This window comes from Kribbella sp. NPDC059898, assembly GCF_042730855.1.
Taxonomy (GTDB): domain Bacteria; phylum Actinomycetota; class Actinomycetes; order Propionibacteriales; family Kribbellaceae; genus Kribbella.
Genome location: NZ_JBHWKR010000004.1, coordinates 72,382 through 87,381, shown reverse-complemented (window position 1 = coordinate 87,381; position 15,000 = coordinate 72,382). Strand labels below are relative to the sequence as shown.

Sequence of the window (15,000 nt, the reverse complement as noted above, 5' to 3'; positions counted from 1 at the left end):
GCATGCGTGTGCATCTAATGTCTAGGCATTAAATGCATTTGCATTGATTGCACCTGCATGCTATGTTGAGCGACATGACCGCTACGAAGGTCAGCGGTGGGACTGGTGAGACCACCGCCGATGTGCGCGAATGGCGCGAGCTGCTGGCTCGCCACGCCGATCTGACCTGCGCCCTCGACCGGGCGCTGCAGGCCGGGCACTCGCTCGGCATGAGTGAGTACGAGGTGCTCGAGCGGCTCGCCGAGTTCCCGGAGCACTCCGCGAAGGTGGCGACGATCGCGAAGTCCGTCCACCTCAGCCAAAGCGCCCTGTCCAGGGTGATCGGCCGCCTCGAAGTCGCCGGCCTGGTCGAGCGGCACATGTGCCCCGAGGACCGCCGCGCGATCAACGTCCGGCTGACCGACGAGGGCCTGCAGCGGCAGGCCGAGGCCCAGCCGACCCAGCGTCAGGTGCTCGCGCAGCGACTGCACGCCCCACTGGTGAAGACCTGCGAGCCCGTACTCTCACCGAGTGAGTGAAACCTTCGACGACGCTCGCGAGATCGTCGCGGACCTGCAGCGCATCGTCACGCCCGACGGCGTCCAGGAGAACTACCTGCTGACCGCCGGCGGCGTGGACCACTGGGTCTATGCCCGCGGCAACGACCGCGCCAACCCGGTCATCCTGTTCGTCCACGGCGGCCCGGCCTCGCCGCTCGCCCCGGTGGCCTGGGAGTTCCAGCGACCGGTCGAGGAGTACTTCACGGTCGTGACGTACGACCAGCGCGCCGCGGGCCGCACCCTGCACACGGTCGACCCGGAGAACATCGCCGGCACCCTGACGATCGCGCAGTACGTCGCCGACGCGATCGAGCTCGCCGAGCAGATCCGCGACCGGTACGGCGTACCGAAACTGGTCCTGCTCGGCCACAGCTGGGGCACGATCATCGCCACCCGGGCCGCGCTCGAACGGCCGGACCTCTTCCACGCGTACGTCGGCATCGGGCAGATCGCGAACGCCCGGGCGAACGAGCAGCTCTGCTTCGAGTACGCGCTCGACCAGGCCCGCGAGCACGACCACACCGAGGCACTCGAGCAGCTCGCGTCGATCGCGCCGTACCCCGGTGACCAGCCCGTGACCCGCGAACGGATCATCATCGCGCGCGAGTGGGCGCAGTACCGCGGCGGGCTGTCGGCGTACCGGGACAGCTCGTTCTACTTCTTCATGGCGCCGCTGCTGTCGCCGGAGTACACCGTCGCGGAGGCCGAGGCGATGGGCGACGGCAACGTGTTCACGCTCGGCCGGGTGCTCGACGAGATGCTCGAGGTGGACTTCACCGGGGTGACCGAGTTCCCGATCCCGGTGCTGATGTTCCTCGGGCGGCACGACTACACGACGCCGACGGCGCCGGTCGAGGCCTGGTTCGAGACGCTGCAGGCGCCGTACAAGCGGGCGATCTGGTTCGAGCACTCGGCGCATCTCGCGCCGTGGGAGGAGCCGGGCAAGTTCCTGGTCAGCCTGGTGACGTACGTGCGTCAGTTGAGCGTGTAGCTGTACCCGTTCGCGACCAGGCCGGCCAGCAGGCGTTCGCGGTGGTCCTCGCCGCGGAGCTCCAGCTGGAGCGCGACCTCGACCTCTTCCAGGCTGAGGGTTTCGGAGATGCGTTCGTGCAGGACCTCGATGAGGTTCGCGTCCAGCGCGGCGATCTGGGTCAGCAGCATCGCCAGCCCACCTGGCGTGTCAGGGATGCGCACTCTGACGGACAGGTACCGTCCGGCCGCGGCCATGCCCTGGCGGATCACCCGCATCAGCAGCAGCGGGTCGATGTTCCCGCCGGACAGCACCACGACCACCGGCGGCTTGAAACGCATCGGCTCGTCGAGTACGGCGGCCACCGCGGCGGCGCCGGCCGGTTCGACGACGAGCTTCGCGCGTTCGAGGACCAGCAGCAGCGCCTTCGACAACGAGTCCTCGCCGACGGTCCGGACGTCGGCGACGTACCGCTGGACCGTCTCGAACGGGACCTTCCCGGGCAGCCCGACCGCGATCCCGTCCGCCATCGTCCGCATCCGCTCCAGCTGCACCGGCTCCCCCGCCGCCAGCGAGGCCGGGTACGCCGCGGCGCCGGCCGCCTGCACACCGACCACCTCGATCGGCAGGCCGTCACGCTGCATCGCCGCCGCGATCCCGGCGAGCAGGCCGCCGCCACCGGTCGGTACGACGACGGTCCGCACCTGCGGGCACTGCTCGACGATCTCCAGCCCGGTCGTGGCCTGCCCCGCGACGATGTCCGGGTGGTCGAACGGGTGGATCAGGATCGCGCCGGTCTCGACCTCGAACGCCCGCGCCGCGATCAGGCAGTCGTCGATCGACGTACCCGCGAACCGGATCTCGGCGCCGTACGCCCGGGTCGCCTTCTCCTTCGGGATCGGGGCGCCGTTCGGCATGAACACGGTCGCCTTGATGCCGAGCAGTTGCGCCGCGAGCGCGACACCCTGCGCGTGGTTCCCGGCGCTGGCCGCGACGACGCCGCGGGCGCGTTCCGCCTTGGACAGCCGGGCCATCCGCACGTACGCCCCACGCAGCTTGAAAGACCCGGTGCGCTGCAGGTTCTCGCACTTCAGGAACACGTCGCCGCCGACCAGGTCGCTCAGCCAGCGCGAGTACTCCAGGGGCGTCGGCGCGACCACGTCGTGCAGCAGATCGGCCGCCCGCGCTACATCTCTGGCATCGATCACGACATGCACCTTAACGGGGAAAAGCAGTTGCGCCCGGAACATACGCTTCTGCACATGGAAGTCCAGGCTCACCTCGCCGAACAGGTCTTCAGGGTCGAGATGCCGGACGACTTCTGGTTCCCGGACGTCGAGCCGGTACTGCGGGCGCTGCGCGAGCAGTACGACGTCGAGGCCGTCGTACGGGAGTGCGTGTCGGACGAGCCGGTCACGTACCTGCTCGAATCGCGGGAGCGGTACGACGAGGAACTGCAGTGGATCGGGAAACACGTACACGCGAACGGCCCGTGGGCGCAGGTGAAGACATGGGGCCTGTCCGACGTACTGCGGGTGCGGACTGCTACGGGTGACGTGTATTTCAAGGCCCTTTCGCAGGCGTCGAGCGATCCTGAGGCGTTGCCGTTCCTGTTCGCGCACGAGCCGCGGTTCCTGCAGCGGGCGTCCGCGGATCGGCCTGGCGAGATCCCGGCGCCGATCGCGATCGACGAGGCGCGTCGGTGGTTGCTGCTGGCCGACCTCGGTACGCCGCTCGGCGAGGAGACCGATGTCGCGCTGTGGATCGATGCCGTACGCAACCATGCTCGGCTGCAGCGGAGCTACGTCGCGGAACCGGAACTTCTGCTCGACTACAGCTGCGCCGATCGGCGGCTCGCCGTACTCGATTCCGAACTGGACCGCCTCCTCGAACCGAACAAGCTGACGCGGCGCCTCGCCTCAGCGGAGCTCGCCAAGCTGCCGGACCGCGCGAAGCAGTTGCGCGAGGCAATCACCGAGCTCGCGGACATCGGCGTACCGGAGACGCTGCTGCACGGCGATCTGCACCCACGCAACCTGGCGGTGCGGGACGGGAAGGTGCTCGCCTTCGACTGGACGGACGCGGCGCTGGCGCATCCGTTCCTCGACCTGGTGACATTCGTCGAGCCGCGGTCCCCACTGTCCGCGGACCCGCGAGTACGAGACGCCTACCTGGCCGAGTGGGAGGAGTACGCCACCCCCACCGCCCTACGCCGTGCGGTAGACCTCGCCGAGGAAGTAGGCGTGCTCTACCAAACCATCACCTACCTCCACCTGGTAGACCACGTAACCGGCCCCAGCCAAACCTCCCTCCTCCGAGGCGGCGACTTCTGGACCCGCAAACTGCTCAGGTGACGGGCACCCATAACCGCAGGGATGCCCGTTACCGACCCGTCAACACTCGACACCTGATGACGCTATTGGTATTGGAACGACCACCGACGAGTGACTGGACTATCCGGCCGCGAGGCGCTTGCGCCGGATCCACCACCTTTGATGGCTCGACCCACGTCGCGCGCACGTGATCGTCCAGTGTCCTGGCGTGCCGATCCAACGCGCCATGCGAAGACCAGGTCTGTGAGGCGGAGCAGCCGCCCACAGGTGAGGCGCCGTCACCAGCTACGCCCACTGTGACGTCGACGCTCAACGGGACGAACATGGGCAGCACCTACGACTGAAGGTGCTGGAGGAGGACGCAGCAGAAGCAGCAGACCTACCACGCCCAGCGTCCACCCAACGGCATCCTCCCGCCCCGGGCCTCCTCCCATCCGGTGTCCTCCCACCCGCCCCGCTTGCCGCCGTCGGCTCCACCCCCGCAGTCGCCTCCACCCTCCACCGCGCCGTCACCGCCGACTCCCACCCCCACGGTCACCCCCACCTCCCACCGCGCCGTCACCACCGACTCCCACCCCCACGGTCACCCCCACCTCCCACCGCGCCGTCACCACCGACTCCCACCCCCACGGTCACCCCCACCTCCCACCGCGCCGTCACCACCGACTCCCACCCCCACGGTCACCCCCACCTCCCACCGCTGTCAGCGCCGGCTTACTCGGGTGCTGGTGGGTCGTCCTTCTGGGGGATCGCCGGACCCGCTCGCCGTATGCGGTCAGCTCGTCCCCGTCGAGCACGACGCGATTGACGGCTGTCATGCCCGGACGCCGTGCCGGATCGGAGGCAGGCTCCAGGGACCTCCGACCTTGGGCGGGAGGTAGCAAACCAGCGCTTCGTTCAGCCGTCTGCGCGGCAGAGGTTCGCCCGGCTCGTGCAGCATCTCCTGCCGAGTTGGACGAGCCGCATGCGTTCGCTGCCTAACCCCGGGCAGTGAATGAATCGGCAGCTCAGACTGTCACGAAGGACGGTGGGTCGGTGGAGGTGCGCTCCCCCCACACTGCGAAGCGGGCTGCGGCGGTGAGGGTCGCTTCGTCGGCCTTCCAGCGGCTGGTTCGCGCGGCGGGCACGGCTGTGTCGCCCCAGGGGGCGCCCGTTGGCTCGACAGGGTCCTCCGGTCGGGGGCCGCACACGGTGCGAGCCAGGCAGGCTGATCCGGCGCCCGCTGGTGCGGGTGCGGTGGGGATATCCGGCGGTGGTCCGGCTGGCGGCGACGGATCGGGAAGAGCAGACCCAGCCGACGCGGATTGCGCAGCCGTTGAGCCAGCCCAGGCGGGGCGGACTACTCCTTGCGAGGGACTCGGGTTCTCCCGGGTGAAGCGAGCTACGCCCTGGGACGGACTCGGATTCTCCCGGCTGGACCGGGCTACGCCTTCCGCGGGGCTCGGGTCCTCCCGGGTAAAGCGAGCTACGCCTTCTGCGGGGCTCGGGTTCTCCGGGGTGAAGCGGGCTACGCCTTGCGCGGGGGTCGGGTCGGCCCAGGTGGGGCGGGCTACGTGGACCTTGCCGGTGGTGATGGTGATGGTCCAGCGGTCGTTGTGGAGGTCGACGTGGTGCCGTCGGCATAAGAGCGCGAGGTTGTCGACGGCGGTCGGGCCGCCGTCCACCCAGTGCGTCAGATGATGGGCGTCACACATCACCGGCGGCGCCGCACACACCACACAGCCCCGGTCCCGGGCGACCAGCGCGTGCCGGATGTGCCTGGTCACCAGGCGTTCGCTACGCCCGACATCCAGCGGCTGGGAGTTCGACCCCAGCACCAGCGGGATGACGTTCGCGTCACACGCCAGACGCCGGACGGTGCCGGCGGACAGGTCGTCGCCATACACGGTCTGGCCGGTCGCGTGCGCGGTCGCCGTCGCTGAGCGGAGGTCGTCGAGGTCGATCGTCACCGTGATGTTCGCCTTCGCGCCGTGCCCGGCGGTGTCGGTGTCCCAGGCGTTCGCGGCCACCGTCAACGCCGTCGTCAGCGCATCGGCCTGACGCTTGTCCCGCGGACGGGGATCGTGTTCCCCGTCGACGGTCTTGTGGGGACGGGCACCGGCATGGACGATCGCACGCAACAGTTCGGCGTTGTCGTTGGCGAGATAGCCCCGGAACTTGACGCCGTTCTCGGCGGTGGTCAACGTCAACGACTCGCGCGCGGAGGCCTTCTGCTCCTCGGGTTCGGGGCCGTCGGCGTCGATCCGGTCACACAACTGCTTCGCGGCGGTGCGCAGTTCCTTGGGGGTGAGATGGGCCGTGAGGCCGACCAACTGTTCCTCGGCGACGTCCAGGGTTTCGACCGGGACGCGGGTGCGGACGCGTTCGAGTTCGGTGATGATCGCGGCGGCGTGGCCGGTCTGCATCTGGCGTACGGTGCCGTCGGCGCATTGGACGCCGTCGGTGAGGGCGGTGTCGACGGCGCGGTATTTGGGCAGCGCGCGGGCGAGGTGGACGTCGCGCCAGGCCTCGGTGCGGTCGCGGCGGTGGCGCACGGTGAGGAGTTCGACGGTGTCGCGGGCGCCGAGCTCCTGGGCGAGGCCGTCTGCCTCGGCGCGGGCGATGAGCTGGAGGCGGACGGCTTGCAGGCGGATGATCTCGGCGTTGACGTCGTCGAGGGCAGGCATCACCTCATGGTTGCCTATAGCAACCACCGTGCGTCCGCCGAGAATGTCCATGAACAGACTCTAGCTGGTGCCTCCGACAGTTTTCAAAGCGAATTCCCTTGTTTTCAAGGCGATCTGGAAGATTTGTTCTGCCGGGCGATCGGGTGGCGCCTGAGGGTTCGCCGCGACTCGGGCCGCGGACGTGGTGCGGAACAGGTCGTGCGGTGACGCCGACGTCGTCAGGTACGCCGTCCCGCGACAGGCGGGGCGGACAACTCACACGACTACAGCACCCGTTAGCTCTTCCCGTCACAACTACTGCACCTATCACCCCTCTTTTCACAACCACAGCACCCGTTAACCCTCCCATCACGGCCAGCGCACTTGTCAGTCCTCCGAGCGCCCGGCACCTCTCTGCCCTTCCACCCCAGCACCCGTCAGCCGTTCCCCTACAACCACCGCAGCTGTCAGCTCTCCGGACGCTCCGCGCGGCGGCTGTTAGCGGTGGAGGATTGCTAGGTGGTTGCGCATGCCTCGGCGTACGGGTGGGTCCAGGTGGTGGTCCCAGGTTGGGGTGCGTTCGCCTCGGAGCATTGCGTAGTAAGCGAGGGCTTCGGAGAGGACTGCTTCGCGGAGGTAGCCGCGGGCCAGTGGTTGTTTGCCTCGGCCGTTGGGGCGGGGGCGGCGTTCGTAGGCCGCGTTCGCGGTGAAGATGCCCAGTCCGTAGAACACGGTGATCAGGTCGGTGAGCGACTCGTGGTCTGGTCGCTCCGCGCGGGTGATCCGGCCGCCGCCGAGCAGCAGTTCATGGCCGACCTCATGGGCATAGATCGCCGTCAGGGCGACCGGATCCGCTGCCAGCGCGGGCGCCAACTGGATCGAGTTGCGGCCGTCGCCGCGGATCCAGCGGCCGGACTGTTCCTTCACGATGTGCGCGCGCACCGGTCGGCGTACGCCGTTCAGCTCGAAGCTCAGACCGCACTGCCCGGGGCGTAGGTCCATCCGCCCTGCAACCAGTTCGCACAGGGCGGTGGCAGCGGCCTCGCTCCCGTCGTACCCGGAAGGGATCACGTCGGTGGGCAGCACGATCGGCCGGTGGACGATGTCCTGGCCGAACTCCTCGATCAGCCAGTCCATCGACATCCGGATCCAGCGCCGGCTGCCGCCGCGCAGGCGTTCGCGGGGTGCCTTCAGCTGGGAGCGCAGCTGCTGGCTTCGTTTGATGGTGCCGATCGGGTTCCTCACCCGCCGAATCATGCCTGCCCGACCTCGCAGCGAAACCTCCCGGTACCGCTGCGTCACCGCCGGTTGACATCAGCGCAGTGGGGCGCCGTCCTGGATCGAGTCGATCTCGGCGTTCTTCACCAGCGCCGCGAGGCGCGCGAACGTGCGGATCCGAACCGCCCGGTCCAGCTCGGTCGGCATCACCGGCAGCAGCGACTCCGGCCACAGCGTGTGGCGGCGGAAGCAGTACGCCGCCAGCGCGTCCGAGGCGCCGCGCTCCCCGAGGTACCCGAGGCTCTGCCGCATCGATCGTCGTCCGGGGACCCGCTCGACGGCCTGGTTCGCGAGGAAGATCCCGAAGCCGTGGAACACCGCGAACAGGTCGGTCACCGCCTCCGCGTCCGGCCGGCTCCGGTCCATCAGGTGGTATCCCCACAGTACCTCGTGGCCCAGCTCGTGCGCCGTCGCCGCGATCACCGCGGACGGGTCGGCCTGGGTGGTTGCCGCCAGCATCACCGCCGTACCTTCGTGGCCGCCGGTGCGCAGGTCGAGCCAGGCCGCGCGCGAACCGGTGCCGGCCGGTGCCGACCAGGCCGCGACGGCGCGTTCGTACAGTTCGGCACGCTGCTCCGGGTCGGTCGTGTCGCGGAGCGCCGTACTGCGCTTCACCTCGGCGGCCAGCTCCCGCTCGGCGAGGACCGAGATCTCGGGGGCGTACCCGGCCGCGGCCAGCTCCTCGACCTCCACCGCCGACATCGTTGCCTGCAGCCCCGAAATCCTCACCAGCGCGGGATGCTCGGCCCGCAACCGGCGGACGGCGGTACTGCGGCCCGCGGCGCGGACGTCCTCCATCCGGAAGCTGAACCGGATCCGGTCGTCCGGCACCTCCATCCAGGCGCAGACCCGGAGGCAGAGTTCCCGCGCGGCGCGCTCGGACCCGTCGTACCGGGCCGGCACGAAAGCGCTCGGCAGTACCGGGCGGCGGCGCAGCGGCTCGACGCCGAACCGGCCGATCAGCCAGTCCAGCGAGTCCTCGATCCACTGCTCGGGTCCGCCGGGGAGCATCACCTTCGGGCCGTAGAGGAGGTCGCGTTCGCGTTGCCGACGCCGCCAGGCACCGATCAGATTCATACCGGAACTGACGCGGTCGCCCCGGCGCCCGTTCCATCGGAAATGTTGCAGCTGCATCACCAACCCAACACGGTCGGCGGGCCTCCGATCAGTTCCTCCAGACGGGCCGCGAAACGGACCCGTGGTGCCGGGTCGAGCGCCTGGTGCCAGTCCGGGAGCAGCGGGCCGTCGCGGAGCAGCCGGTGCTGACGGAAGCGGTACGACGCCAACGCCTCGGCGAGCGCGTGTTCGCCGAGGTAGCCGGAGGTGTGTACCCATTCGTCGTCGAGGGTGGTCTCGTCGACGGCCGCGTTGACCAGCACGACACCGAACCCGTGGAACAGCGCGCACAGATCGGTCAACGGTTCCTCGAGCGGCCCGGACGCCCACGGCGGAGCGGGCCTGGACAGCAGTTCGTGGCTCAACTCGTGCGACACTGCGGCGAGCAGCTTCAACGGATCGGCGATCACATCGGACCGCAGCAGGACCGCGCAATGCCCCGGAATCGGTTCGATACCAGGGGATTCGGCGCCCAGGTCGACCCATCGGCCCAGTGCCGGGCCGGCCTGTACGGCGGGGTGAACAACGCCGGCCCGCCCCGGATCGGAGGCCGCGAGGAGGCACCGCACCACCTCGGCCCCGAACTCGTCGGCACCGAGCCGCCGCACCAGGAACGGGAGCAGACTGTCCTCGGTCAGCTCGGCGTCGATGATGCTGTCCACCTGCTCGAACGACGCCGTACCGAGCCGGCTCGAGTGTGTCCGCACCGCCGCGCGGTCCCCGGGCGCGGCGCCCTGCGACAACGGGTGTTCCGGGTCGAGATAGCCGTCGAGCATTGCCGACCCGAGCAACTCGGCGGCCTCGGCGACCTTCTCCAACCGGAAACTGAAATGCACCCGCTCGGCCGGGATCCCCAGGTGCTCGCAGACCCGCGCGCAGACGGCCCGCGCGGCGGCGTCGGAGCCGTCGTACCCGGGTGGCACGAACTTGTCGGGTACGACGACCGGCCGTCGCAGGGCCGCCGTACCGAAGTGCTCGGCCAGTAAGCGGAACGAGTCCTCGACCCAGCGCCGCGGTCCGCCCGGCAGCGCCACCTTCGGTGCCCGCACCAGATCGTGGAAGGACTCATCGGTCATGCAGTCTCGGACGGCGGGACAGGGGGTGCTGGTTCCGGTCACTTCAGCAGCAGCTTGCCGAGGCGGCGGGACGCGACGTACATCCCGAAGGTGCCCATCGCGGCGAGGTACAGCGCGTGCACGAGCAGGAACCAGCCGACGGCGCCGGTACTGAACGCGCGCTCGAGGACGACGCCCTGGTAGAGCGGGGTGATCTCGACCAGCCAGCGGATCGCGCCCGGGTACGTCTCGACCGGGTAGAAGGTGGCCGAGAACAGGAACATTGGCATGATCGCCAGCTGCACCAGCTCGAAGTCCTGCCAGCTGCGCATGAACGTGGTCAGCGCCATCCCGGCCCCGGCGAACGCGAACCCGATCAGCACCGACGCGGGCAGCGCGAGCAGCGCCCACCACGACGAGATCAGCCCCATGATCAGCATCACGACCACGAACATCGCCGAGTAGATCGCCCCGCGCAGCAGCGCCCAGGTGACCTCGCCGGTCGCCACGTCCCACGGCCGCAGCGGCGTCGCGAGGATCGAGTCGTACAGCTTGGCGTACTTCATCCGGAAGAAGATGTTGTACGTCGAGTCGAAGATCGCGCCGTTCATCGCGGAGCTGGCGAGCATCGCCGGCGCGACGAACGCGGCGTACGCGATCTTCGTCCCGTCGGAGAGTGTGAACGCGCCGACCAGGTGCGCGACGCCGACGCCGATCGAGAGCAGGTAGAACACCGGCTCGAAGAAGCCGGAGATGAACACCACCCACGACCGGCGGTAGAGCATGAAGTTCCGCTCGACCATGTGCCGCCCGCCGCCGAGCCGGACCGGCACCGGAAGTACGCGTGCTGCGATTGTCGCCATGTCAGCCGATCAACTTCCTGGTGAAGCCGCGGACGGCGAGGCGGGTGCCGACGAAGAACCACGCCAGCAGGTAGACGACGTTCACGACCGCGAGCAGCGGGTTGACCGAGCCGAGGCTGAGCGCGCGGGACAGGTCGACCGCGTGCCACAGCGGGCTCACGTACGCGAGCCACTCGATCCAGTCCGGCAGCTGCGACACCGGGAAGAACGCGCCGGAGAACAGGAACGCCGGCACCACCCCGAACCGGAACACGATCGCGAAGCCGGAGTCGTTCTCCAGCGTCGTCGCGTACGCCGCGATCGGCGCGGCGACCGCCATCCCGACCAGCAGCGCCACCGGCAGCGCGAGGATCCCGAGCGGCGACCGGAGCCCGCCGAACAGCGCGATGATCACCAGGAACACCGTGCACGACGTGAACACCCGGAACGCGATGAACCCGAGCTGCCCGTACACCACGTCCGCCGGCCGCAGCGGGGTCGCGATCATCGAGTGGTAGAACTTCTGCCACTTCAGCCCACCCATCACCGGGTACGTCGCCTCGCCGACCGCGATCTGCAACGCCGTCGAGGCGAGCAGCCCCGGCGCGATGAACTGCAGGTAGCTGACGCCGCCGAGCGCACCGGTCCCGTTGCTGTCCACGAACGAGCCGAGCCCGATCCCCATCGCGGCCAGGTAGAGCAACGGCAGCAGGAAACTGCTGATCACGGTGCCCTTCCAGGTCCGCTTGTAGACGGTCAGCCAGTAGTCGAACATCCGGCGACCGTTCTCCACGGCAACGGTCATCACTCCACCAACGTCCGGCCGGTCAGTCTCAGGAAGACGTCCTCAAGCGTGGAACGGCGCACCAGCACCGCGGCCGGTTGCAGGCCGCGCTCGTGCACCTGGGCGACCGCGCGCTCGCCGTCGTCGGTGTAGAGCAGCAGCCGGTCCGGCAGCACCTCGATGCGCTGGGCGAGGTCCTCGACCTTGCCGGCCAGTGCGTCGTGGTCCGCGAGCATCACGTCCGGCCCGAACCGCAGCTCGGTCACCTCCCGGGTCGAGTAGTCGCGGATCAGCTCGGCCGGCGACCCCTCGGCCGCGATCAGCCCGCCGTCCATCACCACGAGCCGGTCGCACAGCTGCTCGGCCTCGTCCATGTAGTGGGTGGTGATGATCAGCGTGACGCCGGCCTGTTTGAGCCGGAACAGCTTGTCCCACAACAGGTGCCGCGCCTGCGGGTCGAGCCCCGTCGTCGGCTCGTCGAGCAGCAGCAGGTCCGGCTTGCTGACCAGCGACCGCGCGATCGTCAGCCGCCGCTTCATCCCGCCGGACAGCTCGTCGACCTTGACCTTGGCCTTCTCGGTGAGCGCGACGAACTCGAGCAACTCGTCCGCGCGGAGCCGGCACTCCGCCCGGCTGAGCCCGAAGTACCGCCCGTAGATCGTCAGGTTCTCCCGGACCGAGAGCTCGGTGTCGAGGGTGTCGTCCTGCGGGCAGACCCCGAGCCGGGCGCGGATCGCCGGGCCGTCGGTGGCCGGGTCCAGGCCGAGGATCCGCAGCGTGCCGCCGCTGATCGGGGAGACCGCGCCGATCATCCGCATCGTCGACGACTTGCCCGCGCCGTTCGGCCCGAGGAACCCGAAGGCCTCGCCGCGCCACACGTCCAGGTCGATGCCGCGGACCGCCTCGAAGTCGCCGTACGACTTCCGCAGACCGCGGACGTGCACCAGAGAATCACTCACCTGCCCGACACTAGACGGACCGTCGGACAGTTTCCTCCCCGTTTCGCCGGTACCCGAGCCGCCGCACCGCATATGCCCGGACGCCGGCCGCCAGCCACTCGGGCAGCTCCGCGTCCACCGTCGCGATGATCGCCCGCTGATCCGCGTTCTCCACGAGCAGGTCCGCCAGCCCGTAATAAGTCGTCGGCGTGGCCGGCCAGACCTCCAGCACGCCCAGGTAATGCTGCTCGATCAGCTCCAGCCCCTCGGCCGAGTCCGGGAGTACGCCCCGGTCCCGCGCGGCAGCCATCCGCAACAGCAGACGACGCCCCTCGTCCCCCAGCCGCTCGTAGTCTTCCCGCGTCCAGCTGGAGGTCTCCCGCACCGCCTTCTCGAACCCCTCCGCCGCGGCCTCGCCGTACCGCTCGGCCAACTCCTCCCGCAGCCGCGCCCGCGCGTCGCTCAGCCCCGCGAAGAACTCCTCGTCCGCGACAGTCGCGTCCCCCGACAGCCCCGCGATCGTCCGTTCGACGGCGCCGAGCACGTCGTCCAGCCGCTTCCGCTCCCGCAGCAGCTGCTCCCGGTGCCCCTCCAGCGCGGTCACCTCGTCGTCCTGCTCGTCCAGGATCCGCGCGATCGACGGCAGCGGTACGCCGAGCTCGCGGAGCAGCAGGATCCGTTGCAGCCGGAGCAGCTCGGGGCGGCCGTAGTACCGGTAGCCGTTCGCGGCGATCCGCCCCGGCGGGAGCAGGCCGATCGCGTCGTAGTGCCGCAGCGTGCGCACCGAGACACCGGCGAGCCGCGCCACCTCACTGACCGTTCGCTCCACGACACCTCCGGAAAAATCGGGTTGGAGTCTGACGTTACGTCACCCTTTAGCGTCCCCGGCATGGCATTCACGATCCTGCACACCCGACTCGTCGACCGCGGTACGGCGTTGCCCGCGGACTGCCTGCGGGTCGCGGACGGCCGCGTCGCGGCGATCGTCGGCCCGGACATCGCCCGGCCCGACGACGTCCTGGTCGACGGCTCCGGTACGACGCTGCTCCCCGGGCTGATCGACGCCCACGTCCACCTCGCGCCGGGCAGCACGCAGCTCGCGGCGACGTACGGCGTGACCACGCAGCTCGACATGTTCAGCATGCCGGAGGTGATCGCCGGGGAGACGCCGCGGTCCGGGTTCTTCACGTCGAGCATCGGCGCGACCGCACCCGGCGGACATCCGACGATCGCGTTCCCGCCGTTCCCGTACGTGACCGGGCCGGCGGACGCGAAGCGGTTCGTCGCGGACCGGATCGCTGAGGGCGCCGACCACCTCAAGCTGATCTACGACGACGGCTCCGGCGCGATGCTGAACATCCCGACGCTCAGCCGGGACACGATTCGCGCGCTCGTCGACGAGGCGCACGCGTACGGGCTCACGGTGGTCGCGCACGTGTCCACCGCAGCCGGTGCGGTGACGGTGGCCGAGTGCGGCGTCGACGTACTGGCGCATGCGCCGTCCGACCTGATGACGCCGGAGGACATCGACGCGATCAAGGACGTGGCCGTGATAGCAACGCTGGGCGTTGTCGACATGTTCGGGTCAGCTGGTCACCTGCCGTTGCAGGACGAGCAGGAGCTGATGGCCAGGATGCCTGCGCGCTGGCGGCGCGTGCTGGACCACCAGTCGCGGCGTTGGATGCCGCCGCAACCGCCGGACGGTGCACCTGCGCGGGCGAACACGTTGGCGTTGCTGAAGGCCGGCGTACAAGTGCTGGCCGGTACTGACGCGCCTAACCCGGGCCTGGTGTTCGGAGCCTCGTTGCACCGCGAGCTGGTGCATCTGGTGAGTGCTGGGCTCACACCGGCGCAGGCGCTCGTTGCTGCGACCAGTGCTCCGGCTGAGGTGTTCAAACTGGCCGACCGTGGGCGGCTGGAAGTAGGGGCGCGTGCTGACCTCCTCCTGGTCGACGGGAATCCACTGGTCGACATCACTGCTACCCAACGGATCCGGCAGACCTGGGTCGGCGGGGAGGTACCGGCTGAGTACGCGGGCAGTGCTGCGGAGCTGGCGAGCATCCGGTTCCTCGGTGAGACCACGGCGCGAATCATCAAGGCGCTGAAGGAGCAGTGGCCCGGGTTCCCGTCACCGGAGGACGTGGTGCGGGAGGACGGCGAGGTGCTCGGCCGCGTCGTGCCCGTGACCGGTGGGTGGTTGCCGACAACCGTCTTCGGTGCCGCGCTGGGTCCGGCGAGCGACCGGGACGCGGCTGTCGCGTTGGTGGAGAAGGAAGGGCTCGAGTGCCTGACCGACACGTGGTGGGCGCGGACGAACGGGGAGTGGCAGGAGGCTGTGCTGATGGAGGCGCAGCCGGAGCGGGTTCGGCTGCGCTGGAAGGACCCGTTGCTGGAGCAGCCGGCGGCGGGCCGGTGGTACGACCTGATCGACATCGACCTGTCCCGTACAAGCCATCGATAATGCCGATGACGTGATTCGTTGACAGCGACTCAGCCGAAG

General features: G+C 69.5%; 13 protein-coding genes. 4 read left to right on the top strand and 9 right to left on the bottom strand.

All coding sequences use genetic code 11. The annotated features are described in order from the left end of the window. The first annotated feature begins 74 nt into the window (after positions 1–74). Both ACFV9C_RS14395 and ACFV9C_RS14390 read left to right on the top strand, forming a co-directional pair. The gene (locus ACFV9C_RS14395; RefSeq protein ID WP_380193707.1) at positions 75–518 is read left to right on the top strand and encodes a MarR family winged helix-turn-helix transcriptional regulator; all 444 of its coding nucleotides are present in this window, start codon (positions 75–77) and stop codon (positions 516–518) included. Continuing rightward, a complete protein-coding gene (locus ACFV9C_RS14390) occupies positions 511–1,530 on the top strand; it encodes an alpha/beta fold hydrolase (protein WP_380193705.1) in 1,020 nt (339 codons plus the stop codon). Before ACFV9C_RS14395 ends, ACFV9C_RS14390 begins: the two co-directional genes overlap by 8 nt. Here ACFV9C_RS14390 and ilvA read toward each other — a convergent pair. Further along, positions 1,515–2,717, bottom strand: coding sequence for a threonine ammonia-lyase (gene ilvA / locus ACFV9C_RS14385; protein ID WP_380193703.1), 1,203 nt, complete (start codon positions 2,715–2,717; stop codon positions 1,515–1,517). The genes ACFV9C_RS14390 and ilvA overlap by 16 nt on opposite strands. A 54-nt stretch (positions 2,718–2,771) precedes the next feature. On the opposite strand from ilvA, the gene ACFV9C_RS14380 reads away from it, so the two are divergent. Beyond that, positions 2,772–3,863, top strand: a complete 1,092-nt coding sequence (locus ACFV9C_RS14380; RefSeq protein ID WP_380193701.1) for an aminoglycoside phosphotransferase family protein — start codon at positions 2,772–2,774, stop codon at positions 3,861–3,863. 986 nt (positions 3,864–4,849) lie between these two features. On the opposite strand, the gene ACFV9C_RS14375 is transcribed toward ACFV9C_RS14380, so the two are convergent. The 8 genes from ACFV9C_RS14375 to ACFV9C_RS14340 form a co-directional block, all read right to left on the bottom strand. Continuing rightward, complete coding sequence (locus ACFV9C_RS14375; protein ID WP_380193699.1) at positions 4,850–6,559, bottom strand: DUF222 domain-containing protein; 1,710 nt, start codon at positions 6,557–6,559, stop codon at positions 4,850–4,852. Between the two features lie 426 nt (positions 6,560–6,985). Beyond that, a complete protein-coding gene (locus ACFV9C_RS14370) occupies positions 6,986–7,732 on the bottom strand; it encodes a hypothetical protein (RefSeq protein WP_380193698.1) in 747 nt (248 codons plus the stop codon). Between the two features lie 69 nt (positions 7,733–7,801). Next, a complete protein-coding gene (locus ACFV9C_RS14365) occupies positions 7,802–8,842 on the bottom strand; it encodes a hypothetical protein (RefSeq protein ID WP_380193696.1) in 1,041 nt (346 codons plus the stop codon). A 56-nt stretch (positions 8,843–8,898) separates the two neighbouring features. Beyond that, positions 8,899–9,957 (bottom strand): hypothetical protein, encoded by a 1,059-nt coding sequence (locus tag ACFV9C_RS14360; RefSeq protein ID WP_380193693.1) that lies wholly within the window; start codon positions 9,955–9,957, stop codon positions 8,899–8,901. A 38-nt stretch (positions 9,958–9,995) separates the two neighbouring features. Next, positions 9,996–10,799: an ABC transporter permease gene (locus tag ACFV9C_RS14355; protein WP_380193691.1), complete on the bottom strand. Its 804-nt coding sequence runs from the start codon at positions 10,797–10,799 to the stop codon at positions 9,996–9,998. Between the two features lies 1 nt (position 10,800). After that, entirely contained in the window at positions 10,801–11,583 is a 783-nt protein-coding gene (locus ACFV9C_RS14350) for an ABC transporter permease (RefSeq protein WP_380193689.1), read from the bottom strand. Further along, positions 11,583–12,521, bottom strand: coding sequence for an ABC transporter ATP-binding protein (locus tag ACFV9C_RS14345; RefSeq protein WP_380193688.1), 939 nt, complete (start codon positions 12,519–12,521; stop codon positions 11,583–11,585). The genes ACFV9C_RS14350 and ACFV9C_RS14345 overlap by 1 nt, the downstream gene beginning before the upstream one ends. 10 nt (positions 12,522–12,531) lie before the next feature. Further along, a complete protein-coding gene (locus ACFV9C_RS14340; protein ID WP_380193687.1) occupies positions 12,532–13,329 on the bottom strand; it encodes a MerR family transcriptional regulator in 798 nt (265 codons plus the stop codon). A gap of 60 nt (positions 13,330–13,389) precedes the next feature. On the opposite strand from ACFV9C_RS14340, the gene ACFV9C_RS14335 reads away from it, so the two are divergent. After that, positions 13,390–14,961 (top strand): amidohydrolase family protein, encoded by a 1,572-nt coding sequence (locus ACFV9C_RS14335; RefSeq protein WP_380193685.1) that lies wholly within the window; start codon positions 13,390–13,392, stop codon positions 14,959–14,961. Positions 14,962–15,000 lie beyond the last annotated feature (39 nt).

Coding starts and splice junctions, on each gene's coding strand:
- ACFV9C_RS14395 (WP_380193707.1), top strand. CDS start 75: ATGACCGCTACGAAGGTCAGCGGTGGGACTGGTGAGACCACCGCCGAT.
- ACFV9C_RS14380 (WP_380193701.1), top strand. CDS start 2,772: ATGGAAGTCCAGGCTCACCTCGCCGAACAGGTCTTCAGGGTCGAGATG.
- ACFV9C_RS14375 (WP_380193699.1), bottom strand. CDS start 6,559: ATGGACATTCTCGGCGGACGCACGGTGGTTGCTATAGGCAACCATGAG.
- ACFV9C_RS14365 (WP_380193696.1), bottom strand. CDS start 8,842: ATGAATCTGATCGGTGCCTGGCGGCGTCGGCAACGCGAACGCGACCTC.
- ACFV9C_RS14360 (WP_380193693.1), bottom strand. CDS start 9,957: ATGACCGATGAGTCCTTCCACGATCTGGTGCGGGCACCGAAGGTGGCG.
- ACFV9C_RS14355 (WP_380193691.1), bottom strand. CDS start 10,799: ATGGCGACAATCGCAGCACGCGTACTTCCGGTGCCGGTCCGGCTCGGC.
- ACFV9C_RS14350 (WP_380193689.1), bottom strand. CDS start 11,583: ATGACCGTTGCCGTGGAGAACGGTCGCCGGATGTTCGACTACTGGCTG.
- ACFV9C_RS14335 (WP_380193685.1), top strand. CDS start 13,390: ATGGCATTCACGATCCTGCACACCCGACTCGTCGACCGCGGTACGGCG.